Origin of the sequence: Streptomyces sp. NPDC006261, assembly GCF_040613515.1 — a bacterium.
In the GTDB taxonomy this organism is placed as follows: Bacteria; Actinomycetota; Actinomycetes; order Streptomycetales; family Streptomycetaceae; genus Streptomyces.
On record NZ_JBEXSI010000006.1, the window covers coordinates 78,686 to 104,133 of the forward strand.

The window sequence follows — 25,448 nt, forward strand, 5'->3', positions numbered from 1 at the left end:
AATGCCCTGAGCCGTTAGGAACGCCCTGAGAGGGGAACCCGCCGCGCCACGGACCGATCCACACCTACGAAGGGAAAGACCATGGCAACCGCACGCGAGATCATGACCAGCGGTACCGAGTGCGTCGGCGAGAACGAGAGCGTCCTGGACGCCGCGAAGAAGTTGACGCAACTCGGTGTCGGCGCCCTCCCGATCTGCGGTACGGACAACAAGCTCAAGGGGATGCTGACCGACCGCGACATCGTGACCAAGGTGCTCGGCGCCGGCAAGGACCCCGCCGACTGTACGGCCGGCGAGCTGGCCCAGGGGGAAGCGGTCACCATCGGCGCCGACGACCGGGCGGAGGAGATCCTCCGCACGATGACGGAGCACAAGGTCCGCCGGCTGCCGGTCATCGACGGGCACACCCTCGTCGGCATGGTCGCCACCGCCGATGTGGCACGCTCTCTGCCCGACCCCGACGTGGGCTACCTCATCGAGGTGCTCTCCACCGATTGAGCTTCCCCCGCGTGCTCATTCCTCGTGCCGGGCCGGGGCATCGGCGTGCCCCGGCCGGGCCGCCCCTATGCGACAGCGGAAACGAATGTTCGCCACCGCAAGCTGAATTCGATGTGTGAACCGTACTCGCCGGGGAACTCAGCCAGACGTGGCCGTCGGGAACACGGCGGCCACGCCGCTCGTCCGCCGTTTCGCCGCACGCTGCGAGACGGCCCGCGAGGCGGCGACTCTCCCGCTGGCGTCACGCTTGTTGTCCGGTGTGCGCAGGGCGTCGGACCCATCTCCACCGCGGATGAAAGGCCGTCCTATGTCTTTGATGACGACACCAGCCCCCTGGTGCCGCGCCGTCATCACCGGGGGCGCCGGTTTTCTCGGCTCCCACCTGTGCGAACGGCTGCTGGATTCGGGAGTCGAAGTCGACTGCGTGGACAATCTGCTTTCCGGCTCCGAGGGCAACATCGCTCATCTGATGGGGCGGTCCGGATTCCGCTTCGTGCGGTCCGACGTCTCCTCCGATGCGGTGATCGGCCACCTGCCCGGCCCCTACGACCTCGTCCTGCACTTCGCCTGTCCGGCCTCGCCCGCCGACTACCTGCGCCACCCGCTGGAGACCATGGACGTCGGGAGCCTCGGAACCCGTAACGCGCTGGCCCTCGCGCACCGCGACGGCGCCCGCTTCCTGCTCGCCTCCACCTCCGAGGTGTACGGTGATCCGCTCGTCCACCCGCAGCGCGAGGACTACTGGGGCAACGTCAACCCGGTCGGTCCGCGCAGCGTGTACGACGAGTCCAAACGGTTCTCCGAGGCGCTGGTCACCGCGCACGTCGGCGCGAGGAACCTGGACGCGGGCATCGTGCGCATGTTCAACACGTACGGCCCCCGGATGCGCGCCCACGACGGACGTGCCGTGCCGACCTTCGTCCGCCAGGCGCTTGCGGGGGACCCGGTGACGGTGGCGGGCGAGGGCAGCCAGACCCGCTCACTCTGCTATGTGGACGACACCGTCGACGGCGTCCTTCTCGTGGCGGCCAGCCAGGCGGTCCGCCCGGTGAACATCGGCGGAGGTGACGAGGTCACCGTCCTGGACATCGCCCGCCGGGTGATCGCCCTGACCGGGTCCGCCTCCCCGCTCTCCTTCGTCGAGCGCCCCGTGGACGATCCCGAGCGGCGCAGGCCCGACACCACCCTCGCGCGTGAACTGCTGGGGTGGGAACCGCGGGTGGGCTGGGAGGAAGGCATCAAGCGGACCATCGCGTACTTCTCCGCCCTGCCCGAAACCGTTTCCCAGACCCCGCGGTTCTGACGGAGGTGCCCATGCGTGTCCTCGGTATCAACGCCCTGTTCCACGACCCCGCAGCCGCTCTCATCGTCGACGGCCGGATCGTCGCCGCCGCGGAGGAGGAGCGCTTCAGCCGCCGCAAGCACGGCAAGCGCCCGATCCCGTTCTCCGCCTGGGAGCTGCCCGAACTCAGCGCCCACTGGTGCCTGGAGCAGGCAGGACTGCGTCCGGCCGACCTGGACGCGGTGGCCTACTCGTACGACCCCGCCCTCGCCGCTCCGGCGGAGCAGCTGGGCCTGGACGACCCGTGGGACCACCTGCGCCAGGAGTACGCACGCCGCGCCCCGGAATTCCTCGCCGAGGCCCTGCCGGGACTGGACCCGGGCAAGGTGCGGTTCGTCCCCCACCACGTGGCGCACGCCGCGTCCGCCGGACAGGCCTCACCGCACGCCGACTGCGCGGTCCTCGTACTCGACGGCCGCGGCGAGTGCGGCTCCCACCTCTCGGGCCGCTACGTGGACCGCCAACTGACTGTGCTGGCCTCCCAGAAGCTGCCGGACTCCGTCGGCCTGTTCTACGAGGACCTCACCCAGCACCTCGGATTCCTGCGCAGCAGCGATGAGTTCAAGGTGATGGCCCTCGCCTCGTACGGGAAGCCGCGCTTCGTCGAACGTTTGCGCGAGTTCGTTCACGCGGACGGCGCGGGCGGCTTCACGGCCCGGCCCGTGCCATGGGAGTCACTGGTACCCGGCCGGGCGCCGGACGCCCCTTGGACGCAGGAGCACGCCGACGTCGCGGCCAGCGCCCAGGCCTGCCTGGAGGACGTCATGCTGGACCTCGCCCGGTGGCTGCACGGCCGCACGGGTGACGAGGTCCTCGCCCTGGCGGGCGGCGTGGCGCTCAACTGCGTGGCCAACACCCGCCTGCACCGCGAGAGTCCCTTCCGGGAGATCTGGGTGCAGCCCGCGGCGGGTGACGCCGGAACGGCCCTGGGAGCGGCCCTCCATGTGGCCAACGAGAAGGAGCCCGTGGAGGCGATGCCGACGGCCGCGCTGGGCCGGGGCTGGAGCGACGACGAGCTGCGCGGCTGGTTGGAGCGGGCGGCCGTCCCGTACGAGGAGCCCGAGGACATCGCCGAGACCGTGGCGGAGGAGCTGAGCCGGGACGGTGTCGTCGCCTGGTTCCAGGGGCGTTCCGAGTTCGGTCCCAGGGCCCTGGGACACCGCTCCCTGCTGGCGCACCCCGGACGGGCGGAGAACCTGGAGCGGCTGAACGCGGTGAAGGGGCGCGAGGAGTTCCGTCCGGTCGCGCCCATGGTGCTGGAGGAACGGGCGGCGGAGCTTTTCGACGGCCCTGTGCCGAGCCCGTACATGCTCTTCGTCCACGAGGTCGCCGAGCAGTGGCGCGACCGCATCCCCGCCGTCGTCCATGTCGACGGCACCGCCCGCATCCAGACGGTGGACGCGCACACCGAACCGCTGGTGGCCCGGATGCTCGGCGCCTTCGAGCGGCGCACCGGCCTGCCCGTCGTCGTCAACACCAGCCTGAACACGGCGGGCCGGCCCATGGTCGACGACCCGCGCGACGCCCTGGAGTGCTTCGGGTCCGCCCCCGTGGACCTGCTGGCACTGGGGCCCTTCGCGGTACGGCGGGGGAGGGCCTTCGGATGAGCGGGTCCGTGGAGTACGCCGTCGTCGTCCCCACCATCGGACGGCCATGCCTGGAGGACTGCCTGCGGGCACTGGCCGCCTGCGCCGGGCCACCGCCCACGGAAGTCGTCGTGGTCGACGACCGGCCGGCCCCCGGCAGTCCCCTGCCGCTGCGGGCGGCCGGAGACCTCTCCGTACGCTCCCTCGCCACGGGCGGCAGAGGGCCGGCCGCCGCACGCAACGCCGGCTGGCGCGTGGTGAGCACCCCCTGGGTCGTCTTCCTCGACGACGACGTCCAGGTGGAGCTCGACTGGGCCGACCGGCTCGCCACCGATCTCGCCGCGGCCGACGGGACCACCGGGGGCGTCCAGGGGCGGCTGGCCGTCCCGCTCCCCGAGGACCGCGCGCCCACCGACTGGGAGCGGGGGACGGCCGGCCTGGAGCAGGCAGCCTGGGCCACCGCCGACATGGCCTACCGGGCGACGGCGCTCAAGGAGGTGGGCGGCTTCGACGAGAGGTTCCCGCGCGCCTTCCGCGAGGACGCCGACCTCGCCCTGCGGATGATGGACGCGGGCTGGTCGCTGCACCGGGGCGAGCGGCTCACCCGTCACCCGGTCCGTCCGGCCGGGCCGTGGGCCTCCGTCCGCGCCCAGCGCGGCAACGCCGACGACGTCCTGATGAACCGCCTCCACGGCCCCGGCTGGTGGACCCGCGCCGAGGCACCCCGGGGCCGCCTCCCCGGCCATCTGGCCACCACGGCCCTGGCCGGCGCGGCCGCTCTCTGCGCGGTGGCCGGTCGGCCCCGGACCGCCGCCCTGGCAGCCGGGCTGTGGGCGGCAGCCACCGCCGAGTTCGCCTGGGCGCGCATCGCCCCCGGGCCCCGGACCCGCCACGAGATCGCCACCATGGCCGCCACCAGCACCGTCATCCCGCCCCTCGCCACCTGGCACTGGCTCGGCGGACAGGCCCGTCACCGCACCGTCCGTCCGCTGGGAGGCGGCCGATGAGCGGCGGAACCCCGACGCCCCGCCCGGTGGCAGCGGTCCTCTTCGACCGCGACGGAACGCTGGTGGAGGACGTGCCCTACAACGGGGACCCGGAAAAGGTCCGGCTGCTGCCCGGCGCCCGGGAGGCGGCCGACCTCCTGCGCGCCGGTTCCGTCCCCACCGGCGTCGTCAGCAACCAGTCCGGCGTCGGCAGAGGGATCATCACCGAGCACGACGTGATACGGGTCAACCGGCGGGCGGACGATCTGCTCGGCACCCTCGGCACCTGGGTGTTCTGCCCGCACACCTTCGAGGACCGCTGCGCCTGCCGCAAACCGCGGCCGGGTCTCGTCCTGGAAGCCGCCCGCAGGCTCCACGTACGGCCGGAGGACTGCGTGGTGATCGGCGACATCCGGGCCGACGTCCTCGCGGCCCGGGCCGCTGGAGCCCGCGGAGTCCTCGTTCCCAACGCGGTGACCCTGCGCTCCGAGATCGATGCGGAGCGCTGGACCGCCCCCGACGTGCTGACGGCCGTACGGATGGTCCTGGGACGGCAGGGGGACCTCTCATGAAGGCACTGGTCGCACGGCTGGACAGCTTCGGTGACGTCCTCCTTGCCGGGCCCGCCGTCCGGGCGGTCGCCGCCCACGCCTCCCACGTGACCCTGCTGTGCGGTCCGCGGGGCGAACCCGCCGCCCGGCTGCTGCCCGGAGTCGACGACGTACTCGTCTGGGAAGCGCCCTGGGAAGGTGTCGAGCCGCCGCCCGTGGACCGGGCGGACATCGACGCCGTCGTGGGGCGCATACGCGAGGCCGCGTACGACAGCGCCCTGGTCCTCACCTCGTTCCACCAGAGCCCGCTGCCCACCGCCCTGCTGCTGCGCATGGCCGGGGTCCGCCGGATCGGCGCCGACAGCGTGGACCACCCGGGCCGCCTCCTCGACGTACGGCACCGGCGGCTCCCGGGCCGCCATGAGGCCGAGGCCGCCCTCGACACCGCCGTGGCCATGGGCTTCGCGCCGCCGCCGGGAGACGACGGCGGACTGCGGGTCGTGCCGACACCGGACACCGTCTCCCTGACCGGCAACGGCCCCTACGTCGTCGTGCACCCGGGCGCGAGCGCCCCCGCCCGCGCCTGGAGCCCTGACCGCTGCGCCGCCGCCGTCCAGCACCTCGCCGACGCCGGCCACCGCGTGGTGGTCACCGGCGGACCGGACGAGAGGGGTCTCACCCGGCGTGTCAGCGGCGACGTGGCGATCGACCTCGGCGGCCACACCGAGCCCCGCACGCTGGCCGGTGTCCTGCGCAACGCCGACGTCCTGGTCAGCGGCAACACGGGGCCGGCCCACCTGGCGGCGGCCGTCGCCACCCCTGTCGTCTCCCTCTTCGCCCCGGTGGTCCCGGCGGAACGCTGGGCGCCCTTCGGGGTCCCCACCGTCCTGCTCGGCGACCAGTCGGCCAAGTGCGCCGACAGCCGCGCCCGGCACTGCCCCGTCCCGGGGCATCCGTGCCTGAACGACGTCACCCCCCAGGACGTGGTGCGAGCCGTCCGCGAACTCGTCGAGGAGCACGCATGAACATCCTCATCTGGCACGTCCACGGCTCCTGGGCCACCTCGTTCGTCCAGGGCCCGCACACCTACCTAGTGCCCGTCACCCCGGACCGCGGCCCGGACGGCCTCGGCCGGGCGGCCACCTGGCAGTGGCCGCCGGACGTCCGCGAGGTGAGCCCGCAGGAGCTGCGGGAGCAGGACATCGACCTCATGGTGCTGCAGCGGCCCCACGAGCTCGCCCTCGCCCACGAGTGGACCGGCCGCCGCCCGGGCGTCGACGTACCGGCGGTGTACGTCGAGCACAACAGCCCCGACGCCACCCCCGTGGACACCCGGCACCCGCTCGCCGACCGGGACGACATCCCCCTCGTCCACGTCACCCACTTCAACCGGCTGATGTGGAACAACGGCCGCGCCCCCGCCACGGTCATCGAACACGGCATCATCGACCCCGGGCCCCTGTGGACCGGCACCGAGCCGAGGGCGGCGGTGGTGGTCAACGAGCCCGTGCGGCGTGGCCGTACGACCGGGACCGACCTGCTGCCCCGCTTCGCCCGGTCCTCGCCGCTGGACGTGTTCGGGATGCGTACCGAGGGGCTCGCCGCCCACCTCGGCCTGGACCCGGACCGCTGCCGCACCCGCGACCTGCCGCAGGGCGAGCTCCACCCGGCCATGGCCCGCTGCCGCCTCTACCTCCACCCGGTGCGCTGGACCTCGCTCGGTCTCTCGCTGCTGGAGGCCATGTTCCTCGGGATGCCCGTCGTCGCCCTGGACACCACCGAGGTGCGGGAAGCGGTGCCCGACGACGCCGGGGTCGTCTCCAACCGGCCCGATGTCCTGGACGAGGCGGTACGCGCCTTCCTCGCCGACCCCGGACAGGCGCGGTACGCGGGGGAGCGGGCCAGGGCCGCCGCACAGGCCCGGTACGGGGTGCAGCGCTTCCTCGATGACTGGGAACACCTGATGAAAGAGGTCACGCGATGAGCACCGGCCGACCGGCTTCCCTGTGTGTCGCCCTGGTCTCCGAGCACGCCAGCCCGCTGGCCGAGCTGGGCGGACCGGACGCGGGCGGACAGAACGTGTACGTCGCCCAGCTCGCCGACCACCTCGCCCTGCGCGGCCACGACGTCACCGTGTACACCCGCAGGGACGCGCCCGGTCTGCCCCCGGAGGTGCTCACGCCCGGCGGTGTGAAGGTCGTCCATGTGCCGGCGGGTCCGGCCGCCCGGGTGCCCAAGGACGAACTCATCGCCTTCATGCCGGAGTTCGGGTCCTTCCTCGCCCGGCGCTGGCGGGCCGCCCGGCCGGACGTGGTCCACGCCCACTTCTGGATGTCCGGGACGGCCGCCCTGAGCGGCGCCCGCGGCCTCGGGGTCCCCGTCGTGCAGACGTACCACGCGCTCGGCACGGTGAAGAGGCGTCACCAGGGTGCCGAGGACACCAGCCCGCCCCAGCGCCTGGAGGTCGAGGCGGCCGTCGGCCGCGCCTGTCGGCGGGTGCTGGCCACCTGCGCGGACGAGGTTGCCGAGCTCGCCGCGATGGGTGTGGCCCGCGACCGGATCTCCGTCGTGCCCTGTGGGGTGGACCCGCGTCATTTCACGCCGGTCGGCAGCGACCGCCGTCCCGCCTCCAGCCCGCGCCGGCTGCTGGCGGTCGGCCGACTGGTGAGGCGCAAGGGCTTCGACCGGGCGATCCGCGCGCTGGCCGAGGTGCCCGACGCCGAACTGCTCGTCGCGGGCGGCCCGGAGGCCGGCCTGCTCTTCGCCGAGCCGGAGGCGGAGCGGCTCCGGAAGGTGGCTGAGGAGCACGGTGTCGCCGACCGGGTCACCCTGCTGGGCGCGGTGCCCCACGACCGGATGCCCCACCTGATGTCCGGCGCGGACCTGGTGCTCTCCCTGCCCGACTACGAACCCTTCGGCATCGTGCCCATCGAGGCCATGGCCTGCCGCACTCCGGTGGTCGCCACCGCCGTCGGCGGCCACCTCGACACCGTCGTCGACGGCGTCACCGGAGCCCTGGTGGCGCCCGACGGAGAGGACCACCGCCTCGCGGCGGTGATCCGCACCCTGCTCGACGACCCCGAACGGCTGGCCCGCTACGGCAAGGCGGGCCGTGAACGCGTCCTCGCGCACTACAGCTGGGACCGCGTGGCCGAAGGAGTCGCCCGCGTGTACAGCGCCGTGCGCACCACCCCCTCACTCTCGGGAGCCGTCCGATGAACCTCACCCATCCCGGCCAGCACTGCGACGACCTGATGGAGGCGCTCGCCACGTTCCGGGGCTCGGGACCCGTCGTCCACCGCTGGGGCGCCGAGCTCGCGCACCGACTCGGCGGCGGGGCCCGGCTGCTCGTCGCCGGCAACGGAGGCAGCGCCGCCCAGGCCCAGCACCTGACGGCCGAACTCGTCGGCCGCTACCGCGACGACCGGCCGCCGTACTCGGCGCTCGCCCTGCACGCCGACACCTCCTCCACCACCGCCATCGCCAACGACTACGGCGTCCAGGAGGTGTTCGCCCGGCAGACCTGCGCCCACGGCCGCCCCGGCGACGTCCTGATGCTCCTGTCCACCAGCGGAGCCAGCGCCAACCTGCTGTCGGCGGCGGCCGAGGCCCGCCGCATCGGCATGACCGTCTGGGCGCTGACCGGCCCGGCTCCCAACCCGCTGGAAGCGGCCTGCGACGAGGCGCTGTGCGTGGACGCCCCCGTGTCGGCCACCGTGCAGGAACTGCACCTCGTGGCCGTGCACATGCTCTGCGAGGCGTTCGACCGGGCCTGCGAGGAGGCACCGGCGGTCGCCGAGCGACACCCCGCCGCGGAGGCCGTCGGAGAGGGGGCCCTGTGAGCCGCCCCGCTCCGCTGCTCGTCGTCGGGGACGCCCTCCTGGACCACGACCTCTCCGGCCGGGCAGACCGGCTGGCGCCCGACGCGCCGGTGCCGGTGGTGCACGGCGCGCATCGCACCACGAGGCCCGGCGGCGCGGCCCTCGCCGCGTACTTCGCCGCCGCCGACGGCCGTGACGTCACCCTCGTCACGGCGCTGGGTGACGATGAGGCCGGGCAGACTCTGCGGCGTCTCCTCACGGACCGCGTCCGCCTCGTCGAGCTGCCGATCACCGGTCAGGTGCCCAGCAAGACACGGGTGATGGCGCGGGGCGTTCCGGTGCTCCGGCTGGACGAAGGCGAGGGCCACGCGTCCGGCGCGACGGACGACGCCCGGGCGGCCATCGAGGCCGCCCGGGCCGTCCTGGTCGCCGACTACGGCCGGGGAGCGGCCGATGTGCTCCGGGAGCCCCTCACCCGGGCCGCCGCCCGCGTCCCCGTGGTCTGGGACCCGCATCCCCGGGGCGGGCCCCCGGTCAAGGGCGTCAGGCTCGCCACCCCGTCGGCGGCGGAGGCACGGGCCTTCGCCGCCCGTACGACGAAGGGGAGGGGTGAGGATCCGTACCCCGCCGGGACCCTGAACCATGCCGGCTCCGCCCTGCACCGCGCGGCCGATGACGCCCGAGAGCTGGTCCGGGTCTGGGGCGTCACCTCCGTGGCGGTGACCCTGGGCGAGGGCGGCGCGCTGCTCTCCCACGGTGAGGACCCGCTGCTGGTCTCGGCTCCCCGCACCGCGGCGGGCGACGCCTGCGGAGCGGGCGACCGGTTCGCCGCGAGTGCCGCCGGGCTGCTGGCGGACGGCGCACTGCCAGAGGCCGCCGTGCAGGGCGCGGTGCGCGCCGCCACGCAGTACGTCGCGGACGGCGGCGCCACGGCCCTCCGCCTCGACGCGCCGTCGGCCGCCGCCCCCGCAGGGTCGGCGGCGTACCCCGACCCGGTCCGGCGCAACGCTGTGCGCGCCGTCGCACGGCAGGTGTCCGACGGCGGCGCCACGGCAGTCCCGCTCGACGCGCCGCCTCCCACCGCCACCCCCGAGACTCCCGCCGAGGTCCCGGACGCGATCGGTCTGGCCGCCCGGGTCCGCGCGGAGGGCGGCACCGTCGTGGCGGCGGGCGGCTGCTTCGACCTGCTCCACGCGGGCCATGTCGCCCTTCTCCAGGCGGCCCGGCGCATCGGTGACTGCCTCGTCGTGTGCGTCAACTCCGACGCCTCCGTACGACGGCGCAAAGGCCCCACGCGGCCCCTCGTCCCGGCCGCCGACCGGGTGAGGGTCCTGCTGGCCCTCGGCTGCGTCGACGCCGTCGCCGTCTTCGACGAGGACACGCCCGAGCGCCTGCTGAAGGAGGTGCGCCCGCACATCTGGGCCAAGGGCGGCGACTACGCGCTGGCCCAGCTCCCCGAAGCCTCCCTGGTACGCAGCTGGGGCGGCGAGGTCGTCCTCCTGCCCTACCTGGACGGCCGCTCCACCACCGACCTCGCCGCCCGCGCGGCCGTCGACCCCGCCGACCGGGCCGCCGTGCGCGCCCGTACGGCCCGGAGGTGATCACCGTGCCCGGCCAGGCTACCGTCCGGCCCCGCGTCCTCGTCCTGCGCGCCCTGGGACTTGGCGATCTGCTGGCCGCGGTGCCCGCCCTGCGCGGGCTGCGCCGCGCCTTCCCCGGCCACGAAATCGTCCTCGCCCTTCCTCCGTCGCTGCGGGACGCCGCCCTGGCCACCGGCACCGTGGACACCGTCCTCCCGGCCCAGGCGCCCGGACGCGGGGTCCCCACCCTCACCGGCTGGCACGGAGACCCGCCGGACGTCGCCGTCGACCTGCACGGCAACGGGCCGGAAAGCCACGCGGCGCTCGCCGCACTGGGACCGCGCCGGATTCTCTCGTACGCCTCCCCGTCCCCCGCCCCGGCCGACGGCCCGCCGCCCGTGTGGCGGCGGGAGGACCACGAGCGTGAACGCTGGTGCCGGCTCCTGGAGGCGTACGGCATCAAGGCGGACCCCGCCGACGTACGCCTGCCGCCACCCTCCCGTCCCTCCCCGGCCCCCGGCGTCGTGGTGGTGCACCCCGGGGCCGAGGCGCCCGCCCGACGCTGGCCGGCCCGCCACTACGCCGCGGTCGCCCGCCGGCTGGTCGCGGCGGACTGCCGGGTCGTGGTGACCGGCGGGCCGGGGGAGGAGGAGCTGACGAAGAGGGTGGCCGAGGACGCCGGGCTGGGCGCCGAGGACGTGCTCTCCGGCGGGCTGCCCTTCGCGGAGCTGTCCGCACTCGTCGCCGGCGCCTCGTGCCTCCTCAGCGGTGACACCGGGCCCGCCCACCTCGCCGTCGCGCACGGCACGCCGTCGGTCACCCTCTTCGGGCCGGTGGCACCGCAGCTGTGGGGACCGCCCGCGGACCCGCGCCACACCGCCCTCTGGCACCCCGGTCCGCCGGGCGACCCGCACGGGTCCGAACCCGATCCGTCGCTCCTGAGGATCGGGACCGTCGAGGTGCTGGCGGCCGTCCTCGCGCACGCAGGCCGGGCAGAGACCGACGGCCTGCGGCCCGCGGAGGCGAGCCACCGTGCCTGAGTACGCTGCCGAGGGCGCCGCGGCCGCCGATGTGCGGATCACCGTGGCCATGATCACCAAGGACCGGCCGCGCAGTGCCCTGCTCACCCTGGGTAGGCTGGCGGAGCTGCCCGAGCGGCCACCGGTCGTGGTGGTCGACAACGGCACCGACCCGGCGGTCGGGGCCGCGCTGCGCGCCCACCCGGTCGGCGCCCGCGTGCTGTCGCCCGGGCGCAACCTCGGTGCCCTCGGCCGCAACCTCGCCGTGGGCCACGCCCGTACCCCCTACGTCGCCTTCAGCGACGACGACTCCTGGTGGCGCCCCGGCGCCCTGCGGCGCGCCGCCGACCTCCTCGACGCCCACCCGCGCCTGGGTCTCCTGGCAGCCCGCAGCCTGGTCGGCCCCGAGGAACGGGAGGACCCGCTGAACGAGCTGCTGGCCCGCTCCCCGCTCCCGGCGGAACCGGGCCTGCCGGGCCGCCCGGTGCTGGGCTTCCTCGGCTGCGCGTGCGTCGTCCGCCGGGAGGCCTTCCTCGCGGTCGGCGGTTACCATCCGCTGCTCTTCTTCGGAGCCGAGGAGACCCTCCTGGCCTACGACCTGGCAGCGGCCGGCTGGGGCGTCTCCTACGACCCCTCGGTGACCGCCCATCACCACCCCGACCCCGGTGAACGCCCGGGCCGCGCCGCACTTCTGCGCCGCAACGCCCTCCTCACCACCTGGCTGCGCCGTCCGACGCACGTGGCGCTGCGGCACACCGTGGCACTGGGCACGGCGGCGGCGCGGGGCGACGCCGGAGCCGCCACGGCGCTGCGTGGAGTCCTGGAGAGAGCGCCCGCCGCCGTACGCCGGCGGCGCCGGCTGCCACCACAGGTCGAACAGAAGGTGCGACTGCTGGAGAAGCACAGCAGGGAGAGGTGTCCGAGCGTGGCCCACAGGGATGAGGAGGAGGCGAGCACATGAACGACCCCCGCACCACGGTCGTGGTCATCACCCACAACCGCCGCCCCGAACTCCTGCGCACGCTGGGTTCCCTGCGAGCCCTGCCCGAGGCCCCCCGGGTGGTCGTCACCGACAACGGCTCCCAGGACGGCACCGCCGAGGAAGTGGCCCGGCTGTACCCCGAGGTGACGCTGCTGACCCCCGGCCGCAACCTGGGGGCCGTCGGCCGCAACCTCGCGGTCGAACACGTGCGCAGCCCGTACGTCGCCTTCTGCGACGACGACACCTGGTGGGAGCCGGGCTCCCTGCGGCACGCCGCCGACGTCCTGGACCCGCGGCCGCGCCTGGCCGCGGTGACGGCCCGCATCGTCGTCGAACCGTCGGGGGAGGAGGACCCCGTCGTCGCCGAGCTGCGCGATTCCCCGCTGCCCGGCCCCGACTGGCTGCCGGGCCCCGCCCTCGGTTCGTTCCTGGCCGCCGCGACCGTGATGCGGACCGACGCCTTCCGGTCCGTTGGCGGATTCCATCCCGGCCTGTGGCTGGGTGGTGAGGAGGAGCTCCTGGCCACCGACCTGCTGCGACGGGGGTGGTGGCTGAGCTACGTACCCGAGCTGCTCATCCACCACGCGGCCTCCACCGCCCGGGACAGCACCGAACGGCGGACCCTGGGCCTGCGGAACACTCTCTGGTTCACCTGGCTGCGCCGGCCCTGGATCCCCGCCGTCCGCCGGACCGTCGAACTGGTGCGTACGGTGCCACGGGACCGGACGTCACTGCGGGCCTTCGCCCAGGCGGCGGCAGGGCTTCCCTGGGTGCTCAGGCAGCGCGCACCCGTTCCGCGTCCTCTCGAAGCACGTATCCGCACCCTGGAGCTGGCCCGTCGGACATCGGCGGCGCGCCGCTACGTGGGGTGACCGAAGGCGGCGTCCTTCGACGGCGGGTGCGAACTGCCACGGTCGGCACGGAGGATGACGGGCTTGCGCGCGAGACGCCGTCGAGCGGGGAGGAACGTTGCTCCGGATCACGCCGCCGCACGGCCGCGTGTCGGGTTCGTCGTGCCCTCGGCGCCATGCCTATGCTCCGTGCGGTGGAAGGACGTTCCGGGCACACCGCGTATGTCCTTCCGCCGACAAGTCGGCCGGGCGAGGAAGTCAGCCAGCCGCGGGTGGTACCCCTCCGGCCGTCCTGGGCGCCCGGGGTATGTCGGCGGGTGTGCTCGCCCCACGGGCCGCGCCTGCCGTGGGCCCCCTGCGCCGCCCCCCGCAGGGGGCCCGGCCATCCTCTCCGGCTTCACGCAGACGAGTGCGTCATCCGGGACGGGTGCGTCCTGCCGGACGACCGGCGGCCGGCGTTCGACACGACACGGACCCGGGGAGCGGGGATGGAGAGATCCAGACATGCGAGAAAAACTCGACCAGGCCCACGACATGCGCATCGCACCGTCCGGCCCTGGGGCCCCGGCGGAGCCTGACCCCGGGCCGGCCGCCGAGATCGCCGAGCTCCGCAGCGAGATCGAAGGCCTGCGTGCCGCGCTCAACAGCCGCCCCGTGATCGACATCGCCCGCGGCGTCCTCATCGCCTCCACGCCCTGCACCAGCAGGCAGGCCTGGGAGATCCTGGTCAACGCCTCGCAGGAGAGCAACGTCAAACTGAGGGAGATCGCCCGCCAACTCGTCGAGAGCTTCCACGGCACCCCTCTGCCGCCCGCCACCCGACGCGCACTCCAGACCGCCATCCGGCACGTCCGCGTGCGCTGAACGGCCCTTCCGCGGGCCGACGGCTCGCAGGCATGTTTACGTGCGCGCCTCCGGGTCACTCCACACATACGGCGCCCGGGTCAACCCCGGGAGACAAGCGCCGCAGCGACCGGCTGCTCGGCCGCCCTGTGAGGAGAGATGAACCGTTCCACCGTCGAACTGCTGCTGACCGCTCAGGAGGACACCGTGCGTGACATGCGCAGGCTGCTGCGGGCCAAGGCGCTCAAGGCCCGCGGACTGATCAAGGAATCGGACGGAAAGGCCCTCGCCGACCCGGAGCGCGTCGCCGAGGGCCGACGCCGCCAGGCCGAGGCTCGTGACGAGGAGCGGAACCGGCCAGACGGCTCTTCCGGCCGCTGAGCACGGATGGCTCACGAAGCCGCAGCGGATTGGGGCAGTGACGCGCGCGTGACGCCCGGTCGGGTGAACGTACCGCTTCCCGGTTTCGGCGGGCCCTGGTAGGTGGGAAGACCACGGGGTGCTTCGGAGGTGAGGCACGCCCCGGCGACGGATACCGCGCGGGCGTGCTCACCCAGGTGTTGCACAGCGGCGCACCATCCTCCCGGCGACAGCGATCCCGTACGGCGAGGAGTTGAGCCGCCTCATGGCCGAGGAAAGCCGGTACGCCGACGACCCCGACACGGAAGCGGACTTCCGCCGTCTCGTGGAACTGCGTGATGGACCGGGCAAGACGCGACTGCGCGGACAGATCATTTGTGCCTGGCTGCCCATGGCCCACCGGCTGGCCGCCCGCTACCGCAACCGCGGTGAGACGCTGGAGGACTTGCGGCAGGTCGCGGCGATCGGCCTGGTCAACGCCGTCGACCGCTACGACCCGGCTATCGGCCGGGCTTTCGCGCCCTTCGCCGTGCCCACCATCACCGGGGAGATCAAACGGCACTTCCGGGACCGCATGTGGTCGGTACACGTCCCCCGCCGAGTCCAGAACCTTCGCAACGTCGTCCGCCTCGCCCGCTCCGAACTCGCCGCCATGGGCATCGCCCCCTCTCCCGCCCGGATCGCCGAGCACACCGGACTCACCGAGGACGAGGTGCGGCAGGGCAGCGAGGCGCTGCACGGTTTCAGTGCTCTGTCCATCGACGCCGAGACCGTTTCCGGGGATCTGCTCCTGGGCGACCGTCTGGGCTCGCTCGACGACGCGTTGGACCTGGTGCTCGACCGCGAGGCGGCGAAGCCCGGAATCCGCCGGCTGGCCGAGCGCGAGAGACGGGTGCTCTATCTCCGGTTCTTCGCCGGGATGACCCAGAGCGCCATCGCAACCGAGCTGGGCCTCTCCCAGATGCACGTCTCCCGCCTGATCACCGAGTCCTGCCGTCGGATCCGCGAGAGCGCCACGCGTGAACGCACATCTGTCCCAGGCCTGTGAGGCCGGTGCCAGGGACCGCCGCGCCCGACCGTCTGCCTCCTGGAGTGCTGCGTCCACGACCTGACCGGGCCCTGCAGAGAGACGCCCGGTTCGACGCCGGTATCTGACCGGATCCGACAGGCAAAGGCTCTCCCCGTCGGAGCGGAGGAGCCGTTGCCCGCAGTCCGGCCCCGCACGTCCCTCAGAACTCGACCGTCTCCGCCTTGAGGATCGAGGCACTCATGTTGCGCTCCATCATGCGCAGTGCGGCCTCGGCGAGGTCCTCGTGGATATGGGCCACCGCATCCTCGGGCACGGTGACGCGCAACTGCCGGATATGCGCGTCGAGGGCCGAATACAGAATGCACTGCTCCGTCACCTGGCCGCAGAGCACGATGTGGTCCACCCCCAGTTGGGAGAGCAGATAGCTGAGCGGGGTCTCGTAGAAGATGGAGTGCCTCGCCTTGACGACGAAGAGGGAATCGTCGTTCGGCAGGATCGGCTCGACCAGTTCGGCGTTCTTCCCGGCGAGAGTCGTCGCGATGATCTCCCCGTGATGCGATCGCCATTCGCCGAAATTGTCGTTCGCGTAGATGACCGGAACCCCTTCCGTGCGGGCGCGGTCGATGAGACGGGTGAGCGGTGGAAGCGCCGTGCGGACGGTGGGAACAAGGAGCTCGGCGTCCGCGTGGTCGTATGCGTTGATCATGTCGATGACGATGAGAGCGCTATTTCCCATGAGGTCATCCTCTCACCGCGTCCGCGCAGCGACATACCGGTGTTTCGCCGGGCCCCCCGTGGGAACTCGGCACTCGTTCGAGACCCCGGGGAAAAGCCGTGAAATACGAACAGGGAGTGGCACCGTGCGCGCACTGACCTATCAGGGAAAGCGGGACGTCCGCGTGGAGACCGTTCCGGACCCTCGGATCCAGGATCCCACGGACATCGTCGTCAAGATCACCTCCACCGGTGTCTGCGGCTCGGACCTGCATCTCTACGAGGTGCTGGGCCCCTACCTCGACCCGGGTGACATCCTCGGCCACGAACCGATGGGCGTCGTCGAGGAAGTGGGGCCCGAGGTCCACGCCGTCGCCCCGGGAGACCGGGTGGTCATACCCTTCAACGTGTCCTGCGGCCACTGCTACATGTGCGGTCAGGGACTGCACTCCCAGTGCGAGACCACCCAGGTCCGCGAGCGCGGCTCAGGCGCCTCTCTCTTCGGGTACACCAAGCTCTACGGGCAGGTGCCCGGCGGCCAGGCCGAGTACCTGCGGGTGCCCTTCGGGAACGATCTGCCCATCAAGGTCCCGCACGGCCCCTCGGACGACCGGTTCGTCTACCTCTCGGACGTCCTGCCGACCGCCTGGCAGGCCGTGGAGTACGCGGACATCCCGCCCGGCGGCAGCGTCACCGTCCTCGGCCTCGGCCCCATCGGCGCGATGGCCGCGCGGATCGCCCTCCACCGGGGCGCCGGTCTCGTCATCGGCGTGGACCTCGTCCCCGAACGCCTCGACCGGGTCAGCGCATACGGGGCCACCTGCCTCGACCTGCGCCGGTACGACAAGGACAAGGACCTCGGCGACGCCGTCCGGGACCTCACCGACGGACGCGGCACCGACGCGGTGATCGACGCGGTCGGCATGGAGGCTCACGGAGCACCCGTCGCCAAGGCCGCGCACGCGGCCGTCGGCCTGCTCCCCGACAAGGTCGGGCGGCGGCTGATGGAGACGGCGGGAATCGACCGCCTCACCGCTCTCCACACCGCGATCGACCTGGTGCGCAGGGGCGGCACGATCTCCGTCTCCGGCGTCTACGGCGGCTCCGCCGACCCGATGCCGCTGCTGACCATGTTCGACAAGCAGATCCAGCTCCGCATGGGCCAGGCCAACGTCAAGCGCTGGGTCGACGACCTGCTGCCGCTGCTGGTCGACGGCGACCCCCTGGGAGTGGACTCCTTCGCCACGCACCACCTGCCGCTGGAGGAGGGGCCCCGGGCCTACGAGACGTTCCAGCAGAAGGCCGACGGCATGATCAAGACGCTGCTCATCCCCTGACGCAACGGTTCCGGCAAGGGAGAAGGGAACTTTCATGGACACCACCGGACGGCCCGACGGCAAGCGGATCGTGGTCACCGGGGCCACCGGCAACGTCGGGACGAGCGTCGTCCGTGCCCTGGCCGCCGACCCCCAGGTCGGCTCGGTCCTGGGCCTGGCGCGCAGGCGGCCCTCACTCGAGATCGCCGGGGTGGAGTGGGACACCGTCGACCTCTCGTGCGACGACAGCGAGGAGCGGCTCACCGGCCTGCTGCGCGGCGCATACGCCGTCGTCCACCTGGCGTGGCGCTTCCAGCCCACCCACGACCCGGTCGTGACCTGGCAGAGCAACGTGCTCGGCTCCCAGCGGGTCTTCCGCGCGGTGGAGCGGAGCGGGGTGCCCGCCCTGGTGCACGCCTCGTCGGTCGGCGCCTATTCACCCGGCCCCAAGGGCGAGCCAGGTGTGGACGAGCAGTGGCCGACCCACGGCTGGCCGGACGCGGCGTACTGCCGGGAGAAGGCCTACCTGGAGCGCGTTCTCGACACCTTCGAGCTGCGGCATCCGCAGATCCGGGTGGTCCGGATGCGCCCCGGTTTCCTCTTCAAGGAGACGGCCGCACCCGAACAGCGGCGCATCTTCGCCGGCCGCCACGTTCCGGGCAACCTGCTCCGCCCCGATCTGCTGCCCTTCGTGCCCGACCTGGAAGGGCTGCGGTTCCAGGTGCTGCACACCGACGACGCCGCCGAGGCGTACCGGCTGGCCGTGCTCAACGACGTACGTGGCCCCTTCAACCTGGCGGCGGACCCGGTGATCGACGCACGCCTCCTGGCGGAGCTGCTCGACGCCCGGATCGTACGGGTCCCGAGGGCGCTGGTGCGTACGGCGCTCGCGGGCGCCTGGCGGGCCCACGCCGTACCGGCCTCCCCGCACCTGTTCGACGCGGTGCTGCGGTTGCCCGTACTGGACTCGAGCAGGGCCCACGAGGTGCTGGGCTGGCAGCCCGCCCGCAGCGCGGAGGAGGCGCTGAGGGCCTTTCTGCACGGGGTGCGGGAGGGCCGGGGCGAGGACACCGCACCGCTGGCCGGCCGTAAGGTCGGCTGAGGCCGGAGGGGCGGTGCCCCGCTGGTTCAGCTACGGCGCCGGTTCAGCGACCGTTCGCAGCCCCGGCGCGGACACCGGCCGGGGCGGCCGCCACGTCACTGATCACGAACCCGCTCCTGGGCGCCGTCGGGATCCGGCGCAGCGGGATGCGCAGGTCCTGTGCCACGACGTCGTACGAGGTCCGGGCCAGGAACCTCGCCACCTCGGCCAGGACCGCGACCGTCACGTCCTCCCCGGGGCACCGGTGGCCGTCCACCGGGCCGCCGCCCTGCGGGACCAGCGCGTCGACGGGCGGGGCGCTGCCGAGGAAGCGCGTCGGGTCGAAGCGGTACGGCTCCGGCCACAGGTCCGGGTCGTGGTCCAGCCCGTACAGGTCCAGCAGCACCATCGTGCCCGGCTCGATCGTCTGGCCGGCCCACTGCAGCCGCTCGGCCGCCAGGCCCCCCACGAAGGGCGCGAACGGATAGAACCGGCGGACCTCCTGGGCGAACGCCCACGCGTACCCGGGTCCGTCGCCGCCCGCCAGGACCTCGCGGTGCTCGGGGTGGCGGTGCAGCGCGTGCGCGGCGAACACGGCGAACCAGGTGATGGCCACCGTCGGCCGCACCACGTTGAGCACCTCGACCGCCGCGGTGCGCGGGGTCAGCAACGCACCGTCCGCGTCCCGGTGCTCCGCGATCGTCCGGAACACCGTGGGGCCGGAGCCGTCACCCTCCGGGGCCGCCCCCTCCCGCGCGGCCTCCACCAGCGGCGCCAGCCGCTCCTCCTGGTGGCGGCGCGCCCGCCGGGCGGCGAAGTGCCGGGGACCGACGGCGGCGAAGCCGTCGACCATGGCGATCATGTCCCGCGCCGCCGCTGCCACCGCGTCCGCCGCCAAGGGCACCCCCGCCCAAGCATGCACGGAGCGGGTGAGCACCTGCGCCATCTCGTCGAAGAGGACCACCCGCCCGCGCGTGGCCCAGTCGTCCCGGGCCGCTGCCAGCTCCCCGGCGACCCGCTCGGAGAGGTCCCGCACCCGGGACGGCTCCTTGAGCAGACCGGTGAAGAGCGCCTTGCGCACCCCGTGGCGTTCGCCGTCCAGGGTGTGCACCGCGCCCCGGCCGAAGAGCGTGTCGATCACCGGCTGCGGCAGGGCGTCGGTGCGGCGGATGTGCTTCTCGTCGTAGAAGAACCGCACCGCCTCCGGACCGTGCAGAGCGATCGCCCGCTTGCCGAGCAGCCGTGTGCGCACGGGCGCTCCCTCGCTGCGGCGCCTGCGGTCGGGCAGCCAGGCGTATCCGCGCAGCAGGAGCGGAAGGGTGTCATCGGCCATGGGGTCCTCCGTGGTGGGTGGGGGTGCGGGTCGTACGGTCGTTCCGGTGCGGGCTCGGCTCCCGGTGCCGCCCCGGCTCAGGGGCGGCGCCAGTCGTCGGAGCGCAGGTGGGAACCCGCCTGCGGCCCCATGCGCAGCATCCCGCCGTCCACCACCCAGGAGGCTCCGGTCGTGTACGACGACTCCGGGCCCGCCAGGAAGGCGACGACGGCGGCGACCTCGCGGGCGTCGCCCGGCCGCCCGAGCGGGATGCCGGGCCGGTCCACGCCCTCGACCTCGGTGTCCTCCTGCCCCGTCATCGGTGTGGCGATCTCGCCCGGGGCCACCGCGTTCACGGTGATGCCGTACTCGGCCAGCTCCAGGGCCATCACCTGTGTCAGCAGGCCCAGGCCCCCCTTGGCCGCGCAGTAGGGGGCCGCGCCGACCCTCGGCTGGTGCTCGTGCACCGAGGTGATGTTCACGATGCGGCCGCCGTCCCCCTGGGCGATCATCCGGCGGGCGGCGCGCTGCGAGCAGAGGAACGGCCCGACGAGGTCCACGTCGATCACCTGCTTGACCGTCGCGTGGTCCAGGTCGAGGAACCGGGTGGAGGTCCCGGTGCCCGCGCAGTTGACCAGGACGTCGACGCGGCCGAGCTCGTCCGCCAGGGCGTCCACCACGTCGGCTGCCTCCGGCAGCTCGGTGAGGTCCAGTCGCGTCAGGGCGGCGCGCCGCCCGGCCGACCGCACTTCGTCGGCCGTGCTCTCGCCGCCCTCGCGGTCGCTGTGGTACGTGATGCCTACGTCCATGCCCTGCTGCGCGAGCCTCACGGCGACGGCTCGGCCGATACCCGAATCCGCGCCGGTCACCAGCGCGACCGGGGCGACGGGCCGGGTCTCTTCGGTCATCTCTCCTCCTGGATCCGGGGTGGCGGCGGGGAAGCCGGACGGCCGGCGTCCGCCGCGCGGGCGGGTACCACCGTCACCCGGTGCCAAACATCCGGCCGTCCCCCAGGCGGCGGGCTCAGGAGCGGCCGGCGCGCTCCGCCTCGACGTCCGGGTGCAGCCGTGCGCGGCGCCGCCGGGCCGCGGCCGCGCCGGCGGGGGAGAGACACCAGTCCCACCAGTGGTCCAGGAGCCCGATCGTCAGTCCCTCACCGGGCAGCAACGCGGGCCAGCGGGCCACCTTCGCCTGCGCCGAGACCTTGGCGCCGCCCCTGACCGGGTCCACGGCCAGCGCGGGAACACCCGCGCGCAGGGCGAGCACGAGACCGTGCAGCCGGTCGGTGACCAGGGCGTCGAGTCGACCGACGAGGGAGAGGTACTGGTCCGGCGTCCGGCAGTGGCTCCACTCGTCGTACGCCAGCCGGGTGTCGGTCTCGACCCGCGCGCAGTCCTTCCCGGCCAGCCAGGGGAGCAGGACACCGGCCACGCTGTCGTGGGCTCGCCGGTCCCCGTACTCACCCTGCCCGTATGTCAGAGCCACTCCCACCACCGGCGTGGCGGGCAGCGTCGGCGCGGTCGTGGCGAGGTCCGGCAGCGGGGCGCTGCCCGGTCCGTCGCGCGCCTCGATGCGGTGGAACCCGCCGGCGGCCGGGCCGTCCGGCTCCACGACACTGACCCCGACGGCGACGCGTCGGCAGGAGGCGTACCGGCGGTGCAGGGCCTCGAGCTGCTCCCCATGGACGGGCCCGCAGACGAAGAGAAGCTGTTCGTAGGCGGAGGGGAGCGCGGCTTCGAGCGTCAGCTCGCCGGGGGCGAAGGCCGGGCTCCAGGCCGTGTCGTGGGCGATGCCCAGCCGGTCGAGCGCTGCCGACACGGCCCGCTGGGCAAGGGCGTCGCCCGCCGTCACCTCCCCGTCCAGGAAGCTGAACCAGCCGGTGACCAGGACGCGGCCCGCGGGGCTGCGGGGCCTGAGCAGGTCGTCGAGTCGCGCAGCGAGGGGTGGTCGCATGTCGTCCGTCGGCTCCTTCTTCTCGATGCCAGGCTGTCTCCGCCGAGGCTGCCCCGGATCTCGCGGCTCCGCGAGCGACCGGTCAGGTGGCAGCGGACGTCGCCCCGTCCTCATCGGGCGCGAGATCGTCGAGCAGGGCCTGGCAGGCGGCCACCAGACTGCCGAGCGAGGCACCCGCATCGGGCTCCGGCCCATGGAGGTGCCGCTTCGCCGAGACGAGGGCCCGGTGGGCCTCGGCCAGACGGATGCTGCGCCGGCCGCGCCGCTCGTCGTCCGGGCCGTGCTCCATCAGCAGCTGGTCGACGTCGCAGACCTCCGCGGCGGCGGCGAGGAGAGCACTGAGGTCGTCCAGGGCCGGGCGCGGTGGCCGAGGCAGTCCCCGTCGCTCGGCCGCGGTCTCCCACAACGTCAGTGTCAGCGTGAGGAGGCGGTCCCCCACCCGCGCCCAGATGACGTCCCACGTTTCGGAAGGCTCGGGAGTCTTGCGGCGGAGGCGGTGACCGGGGTTGAACCGGAAGCTTTCGGAGGCCCACCCGCGGGCTTCCCGCAGTTCCGACAGCGCGCCGAGCATCTCCCCCGCGGCCCGGTACCACTGCTCCGCCTGCTCCTCGTCGTAGTCGTCGGCGATGCCGTCGCTCAGCCGCCGCAGCAGGTGCGCGCAGTCGCGCGGCAGCGCGCACGCCAGCCGGTTGACGTGCTCGGAGTGCACGGGTGGCAGGACGAAGGCGTTCACCGCGATGCCCACGGCGGCCCCCACGGCGGTCTCCAGCAGCCGGTGCCCGACGGCGACCAGCGAGTAGGAGCCGTAGGCCAGCACGAACAGCGCGGTGGTGGGCGCGTACAGGCCCTGTCCGCCGACCGGGGCCCAGTTGCCGAGCAGCACGGCGATCGGCAGGGCGATGATCATGGCGGTCATGGTGTCGCCCGTGAGGAGAGCGGCTCCGGCCGCGAGCAGCGTCCCGGCCGTGATCATCAGGAACAGCTGGAGCGCGGTGCGCACCGACCGGTACACGGTCCCCTGGACCAGTGCCACGGCTGCCCAGGGAGCCATCAGCGCCATCGGCGCCGCCAGCCACCACCCCGTGACCGCCCAGGCAAGGGAAGCCGCTGCCGCGGCCTTGAGGGACTGCACGACCTGGTACCGGTCGGGACGCCCGACGCGTGGAATCAGGCGGGCGAGGCGTCCCTTCACACGGCTTCCTCGAGGGCTCCGGCGCGCACGCGCTCGCAGGACTGGCTGATCAGGCGGGAGACGTGCATCTGGGATATGCCGAGGCGTTCCGCGATGCTGCCCTGGGTCATGTCGCGGAAGTACCGCAGGTACAGGATGGTCCGCTCGCGCTCGGGCAGCGTACGCAGTCCCGGCTTGACGGCCTCGCGGTCCACGGCGACGTCCAGGGCGTGATCGCAGGAACCCAGCCGGTCGGCCAGAGTGGTTCCACCCTCGCCACCCGCCGGTTCCGCATCCAGGGACAGGGCGCTGTAGCTCTCCAGAGCCTCCAGGCCGAGCAGGACGTCCTCCTCGGGAAGGCCCGCCTCCGCCGCGATCTCGGCGCAGGTGGGGGCGCGTCCACCGAGCCGCTGGGCGAGGTCGCGCCGCGCTGTCCGGACCTGGTTGCGCAGGTCCTGTACCCGGCGGGGAACGTGCACATCCCAGGTGTGGTCGCGGAAGTGCCGCTTGAGCTCACCCGTCACCGTCGGTACGGCGAACGTCTCGAAGGCCTTGCCCCGCGCGGGGTCGTAGCGGTCCACCGCCTTCACCAGCCCCATCGCGGCGACCTGGCGCAGATCGTCCATCGACTCGCCCCGGTTGCGGAAGCGGGCCGCCAGCCGGTGCGCCATCGGCAGCCAGGCACAGATCGTCTCGTTGCGCAGAGCCTCCCGCTCCGGTCCCGGAGGGAGTGTGCTCAACCTCCGGAACGCCGCGTCGGACGACGCGGCGTCCGCGTCCGACAGCAACTCGGGGGTGGGTGCAGCCTGCATGGTGGTCACTCCTCGACGACGATGCTCGGTCACCGTGGAAGTGCTCGTGACCGGACACACACCGCCCGGGACTCCCACGGGCGCCTCATGTCCGAAGCACAATCTGGCCTCTACCCGGACTAAACTGGGCTAAACGTGTTGAATATGCTCGGCGTGACCGAAGCGGCGCCGACGCCCATCGGCGGGTCGGCCACCCGGCCGGGTTCCCCTTCCCACCAGCGGCAAACGGCCCGACGCGTCACCCGGCCGGGGCGGAGAGCAGAGCCGGCAATCGTGGTGTCCCGCAGCGTATGGCCCGGGGCGAAAGGGGTACTCGCCTCGGCTGAGCCCACCCCGACGGACCGGGAGGAAACCATGGATCTCGCACCCCTCACGCCCCTGTACGAACGCCCTGGCCCCTGGGCGTCGGCCTACATCGACACCTCGTTCGCCGACGAAGCCACGCTCAGCCGCCGTGAGCTCAAGGGACGGCAGATCAGCGAGGAACTGGCCGCGCAAGGGGCGGACGAGGAAACCTGCCGGGCGGTGCGCCGGGCGATCGACTCGTACGCGTACGGACAGACGCCGGGCAGGGCCGTGTTCGCCGCCCACGGCGAGGTCGTGTTCGAACCGGTCCTGGGCGTCCCGCCGCCGGACGAGTCCTCCGCCGTATGGGCGCCGCTCCCGCACGTGACCCCGCTGCTGGAGCTGACCCCGGAGGAGCCGGACACGCTCGTCGTCCACATCGACCGGATCGGCGCCGACTTCGAACTGCGGACAACGGCCGGCAGCCGACCCGAGGGCACGGTGGAGGGCCGTGACTGGCCGGTGCACCGCACGACCGCCTCCGACTGGTCCGAGCGCCACTTCCAGCTCAGCGTGGAGAACACCTGGGAGGAGAACGCCCGCACCGTCGCCTCGGCCGTCGAGGAAGCCGTCACCAGGACGGGCGCGGCGCTGGTCGTCCTGGTCGGGGACGAGCGGGAGCGGCGGACGGTGCACGAGGCGCTGCCCGCGCAGTTCTCGGCGACCGTCGTCGAGACGGACCACGGCGGCCGCGCCGCGGGTTCACAGAGCGCGCCGCTGGAGGAGTGGATCGCGGCCGAGCGCCGGGAACAGGCGCGGCTGCATGCCGACAGGACGCTGGAGCGGTTCACCGCGGCCAAGGGCCGCGACGGCAGCACCGGGGCGGCCGACGGCGTCGAGGCGCTGGTCGACGCCGCGCGCGAGCACCGGATCGCCACGCTGCTGCTCCGCCCGGACGGGCCCGACACCCACCGCGAGGTCTGGGCGGGCCCGAAGGCCGAGCAGATCGCCCTGCGCCGCACCGACGCCCGCGCGCTCGGCGAACCCGAACCCTTCTCCGTCCGGGCCGACGACGCGCTGCTGCGGTCGGCGACGCTGACCGGCGCTGACGTGGTCGTCGTCGGCGCTGCCGCCGCCCGGGACCGGAGTCCCGCCGAAGACCTGGCGGCCGACAACCGCCCGGGGACCGGAGAGAGCGGATCCGAGCCGGTGGGCGGCCTCGGAGCCGTACTGCGCTGGCCCACCGAGGGGGACCACCCGCTGGTGGAGAAGGGCACCTGAGCCAGGTGGAGGGGGCCGCGGCGGCCGCCCCGAGGCGGCCCCCGATCCGCCGGCGCCGAGGGGCACCCCGGCCG

The 25,448-nt window shown here is 73.6% G+C and carries 25 protein-coding genes; 19 read left to right on the top strand and 6 right to left on the bottom strand.

The genetic code is table 11. The features are described from left to right. Positions 1 to 81: 81 nt before the first annotated feature. The 16 genes from ABZ154_RS05325 to ABZ154_RS05400 all read left to right on the top strand — a co-directional run bounded on the left by ABZ154_RS05325 (position 82) and on the right by ABZ154_RS05400 (position 15,467). On the top strand, positions 82 to 498 hold the full coding sequence (locus tag ABZ154_RS05325; protein WP_356829224.1) for a CBS domain-containing protein: 417 nt from the start codon (positions 82 to 84) through the stop codon (positions 496 to 498). Between the two features lie 316 nt (positions 499 to 814). Next, on the top strand, positions 815 to 1,801 hold the full coding sequence (locus tag ABZ154_RS05330) for an NAD-dependent epimerase/dehydratase family protein (protein ID WP_356829226.1): 987 nt from the start codon (positions 815 to 817) through the stop codon (positions 1,799 to 1,801). Positions 1,802 to 1,812: 11 nt separating this feature from the next. Beyond that, positions 1,813 to 3,447, top strand: a complete 1,635-nt coding sequence (locus tag ABZ154_RS05335; protein ID WP_356829228.1) for a carbamoyltransferase C-terminal domain-containing protein — start codon at positions 1,813 to 1,815, stop codon at positions 3,445 to 3,447. After that, on the top strand, positions 3,444 to 4,433 hold the full coding sequence (locus ABZ154_RS05340) for a glycosyltransferase (RefSeq protein ID WP_356829230.1): 990 nt from the start codon (positions 3,444 to 3,446) through the stop codon (positions 4,431 to 4,433). Before ABZ154_RS05335 ends, ABZ154_RS05340 begins: the two co-directional genes overlap by 4 nt. Further along, positions 4,430 to 4,984, top strand: coding sequence for an HAD family hydrolase (locus ABZ154_RS05345; protein ID WP_356829232.1), 555 nt, complete (start codon positions 4,430 to 4,432; stop codon positions 4,982 to 4,984). The genes ABZ154_RS05340 and ABZ154_RS05345 overlap by 4 nt, the downstream gene beginning before the upstream one ends. After that, positions 4,981 to 5,988 carry a glycosyltransferase family 9 protein gene (locus ABZ154_RS05350; RefSeq protein WP_356829234.1) on the top strand — a complete coding sequence of 336 codons (1,008 nt, stop codon included), beginning with the start codon at positions 4,981 to 4,983 and terminating at the stop codon, positions 5,986 to 5,988. Before ABZ154_RS05345 ends, ABZ154_RS05350 begins: the two co-directional genes overlap by 4 nt. Then, complete coding sequence (locus ABZ154_RS05355) at positions 5,985 to 6,947, top strand: glycosyltransferase (protein WP_356829236.1); 963 nt, start codon at positions 5,985 to 5,987, stop codon at positions 6,945 to 6,947. The genes ABZ154_RS05350 and ABZ154_RS05355 overlap by 4 nt, the downstream gene beginning before the upstream one ends. Continuing rightward, a complete protein-coding gene (locus ABZ154_RS05360; RefSeq protein WP_356829238.1) occupies positions 6,944 to 8,182 on the top strand; it encodes a glycosyltransferase in 1,239 nt (412 codons plus the stop codon). The genes ABZ154_RS05355 and ABZ154_RS05360 overlap by 4 nt, the downstream gene beginning before the upstream one ends. Continuing rightward, the gene (locus ABZ154_RS05365) at positions 8,179 to 8,805 is read left to right on the top strand and encodes an SIS domain-containing protein (RefSeq protein WP_356829240.1); all 627 of its coding nucleotides are present in this window, start codon (positions 8,179 to 8,181) and stop codon (positions 8,803 to 8,805) included. The genes ABZ154_RS05360 and ABZ154_RS05365 overlap by 4 nt, the downstream gene beginning before the upstream one ends. Further along, entirely contained in the window at positions 8,802 to 10,385 is a 1,584-nt protein-coding gene (gene rfaE2 / locus ABZ154_RS05370) for a D-glycero-beta-D-manno-heptose 1-phosphate adenylyltransferase (RefSeq protein WP_356829242.1), read from the top strand. The genes ABZ154_RS05365 and rfaE2 overlap by 4 nt, the downstream gene beginning before the upstream one ends. Positions 10,386 to 10,390: 5 nt before the next feature. Then, entirely contained in the window at positions 10,391 to 11,404 is a 1,014-nt protein-coding gene (locus ABZ154_RS05375; RefSeq protein WP_356829244.1) for a glycosyltransferase family 9 protein, read from the top strand. Between the two features lie 49 nt (positions 11,405 to 11,453). Beyond that, positions 11,454 to 12,344: a glycosyltransferase gene (locus tag ABZ154_RS05380; protein ID WP_356829411.1), complete on the top strand. Its 891-nt coding sequence runs from the start codon at positions 11,454 to 11,456 to the stop codon at positions 12,342 to 12,344. Next, complete coding sequence (locus tag ABZ154_RS05385) at positions 12,341 to 13,237, top strand: glycosyltransferase (protein ID WP_356829246.1); 897 nt, start codon at positions 12,341 to 12,343, stop codon at positions 13,235 to 13,237. Before ABZ154_RS05380 ends, ABZ154_RS05385 begins: the two co-directional genes overlap by 4 nt. Positions 13,238 to 13,720: 483 nt before the next feature. After that, the gene (locus ABZ154_RS05390; protein WP_356829248.1) at positions 13,721 to 14,080 is read left to right on the top strand and encodes an ANTAR domain-containing protein; all 360 of its coding nucleotides are present in this window, start codon (positions 13,721 to 13,723) and stop codon (positions 14,078 to 14,080) included. Between the two features lie 138 nt (positions 14,081 to 14,218). Further along, positions 14,219 to 14,440 carry a hypothetical protein gene (locus ABZ154_RS05395; protein WP_356829250.1) on the top strand — a complete coding sequence of 74 codons (222 nt, stop codon included), beginning with the start codon at positions 14,219 to 14,221 and terminating at the stop codon, positions 14,438 to 14,440. A 244-nt stretch (positions 14,441 to 14,684) separates the two neighbouring features. Continuing rightward, positions 14,685 to 15,467, top strand: coding sequence for a SigB/SigF/SigG family RNA polymerase sigma factor (locus tag ABZ154_RS05400; RefSeq protein ID WP_356829252.1), 783 nt, complete (start codon positions 14,685 to 14,687; stop codon positions 15,465 to 15,467). A 181-nt stretch (positions 15,468 to 15,648) separates the two neighbouring features. On the opposite strand, the gene ABZ154_RS05405 is transcribed toward ABZ154_RS05400, so the two are convergent. Further along, the gene (locus tag ABZ154_RS05405; RefSeq protein ID WP_356829254.1) at positions 15,649 to 16,185 is read right to left on the bottom strand and encodes an isochorismatase family cysteine hydrolase; all 537 of its coding nucleotides are present in this window, start codon (positions 16,183 to 16,185) and stop codon (positions 15,649 to 15,651) included. A gap of 124 nt (positions 16,186 to 16,309) precedes the next feature. On the opposite strand from ABZ154_RS05405, the gene ABZ154_RS05410 reads away from it, so the two are divergent. After that, positions 16,310 to 17,500, top strand: a complete 1,191-nt coding sequence (locus tag ABZ154_RS05410; RefSeq protein ID WP_356829256.1) for a zinc-dependent alcohol dehydrogenase — start codon at positions 16,310 to 16,312, stop codon at positions 17,498 to 17,500. A gap of 34 nt (positions 17,501 to 17,534) precedes the next feature. Further along, positions 17,535 to 18,581: an NAD-dependent epimerase/dehydratase family protein gene (locus ABZ154_RS05415; protein WP_356829258.1), complete on the top strand. Its 1,047-nt coding sequence runs from the start codon at positions 17,535 to 17,537 to the stop codon at positions 18,579 to 18,581. 43 nt (positions 18,582 to 18,624) lie between these two features. On the opposite strand, the gene ABZ154_RS05420 is transcribed toward ABZ154_RS05415, so the two are convergent. The 5 genes from ABZ154_RS05420 to ABZ154_RS05440 all read right to left on the bottom strand — a co-directional run bounded on the left by ABZ154_RS05420 (position 18,625) and on the right by ABZ154_RS05440 (position 23,808). Further along, complete coding sequence (locus ABZ154_RS05420) at positions 18,625 to 19,893, bottom strand: cytochrome P450 (protein ID WP_356829260.1); 1,269 nt, start codon at positions 19,891 to 19,893, stop codon at positions 18,625 to 18,627. A gap of 77 nt (positions 19,894 to 19,970) precedes the next feature. Beyond that, positions 19,971 to 20,780, bottom strand: a complete 810-nt coding sequence (locus ABZ154_RS05425; protein WP_356829262.1) for an SDR family oxidoreductase — start codon at positions 20,778 to 20,780, stop codon at positions 19,971 to 19,973. Positions 20,781 to 20,895: 115 nt separating this feature from the next. Continuing rightward, the gene (locus ABZ154_RS05430; RefSeq protein ID WP_356829264.1) at positions 20,896 to 21,825 is read right to left on the bottom strand and encodes a polysaccharide pyruvyl transferase family protein; all 930 of its coding nucleotides are present in this window, start codon (positions 21,823 to 21,825) and stop codon (positions 20,896 to 20,898) included. An 82-nt stretch (positions 21,826 to 21,907) separates the two neighbouring features. Beyond that, the gene (locus tag ABZ154_RS05435; RefSeq protein WP_356829266.1) at positions 21,908 to 23,017 is read right to left on the bottom strand and encodes an FUSC family protein; all 1,110 of its coding nucleotides are present in this window, start codon (positions 23,015 to 23,017) and stop codon (positions 21,908 to 21,910) included. Next, the gene (locus ABZ154_RS05440) at positions 23,014 to 23,808 is read right to left on the bottom strand and encodes an RNA polymerase sigma factor SigF (RefSeq protein ID WP_356829268.1); all 795 of its coding nucleotides are present in this window, start codon (positions 23,806 to 23,808) and stop codon (positions 23,014 to 23,016) included. Before ABZ154_RS05440 ends, ABZ154_RS05435 begins: the two co-directional genes overlap by 4 nt. A 354-nt stretch (positions 23,809 to 24,162) precedes the next feature. On the opposite strand from ABZ154_RS05440, the gene ABZ154_RS05445 reads away from it, so the two are divergent. Then, positions 24,163 to 25,374, top strand: a complete 1,212-nt coding sequence (locus ABZ154_RS05445) for a Vms1/Ankzf1 family peptidyl-tRNA hydrolase (protein WP_356829270.1) — start codon at positions 24,163 to 24,165, stop codon at positions 25,372 to 25,374. Positions 25,375 to 25,448 lie beyond the last annotated feature (74 nt).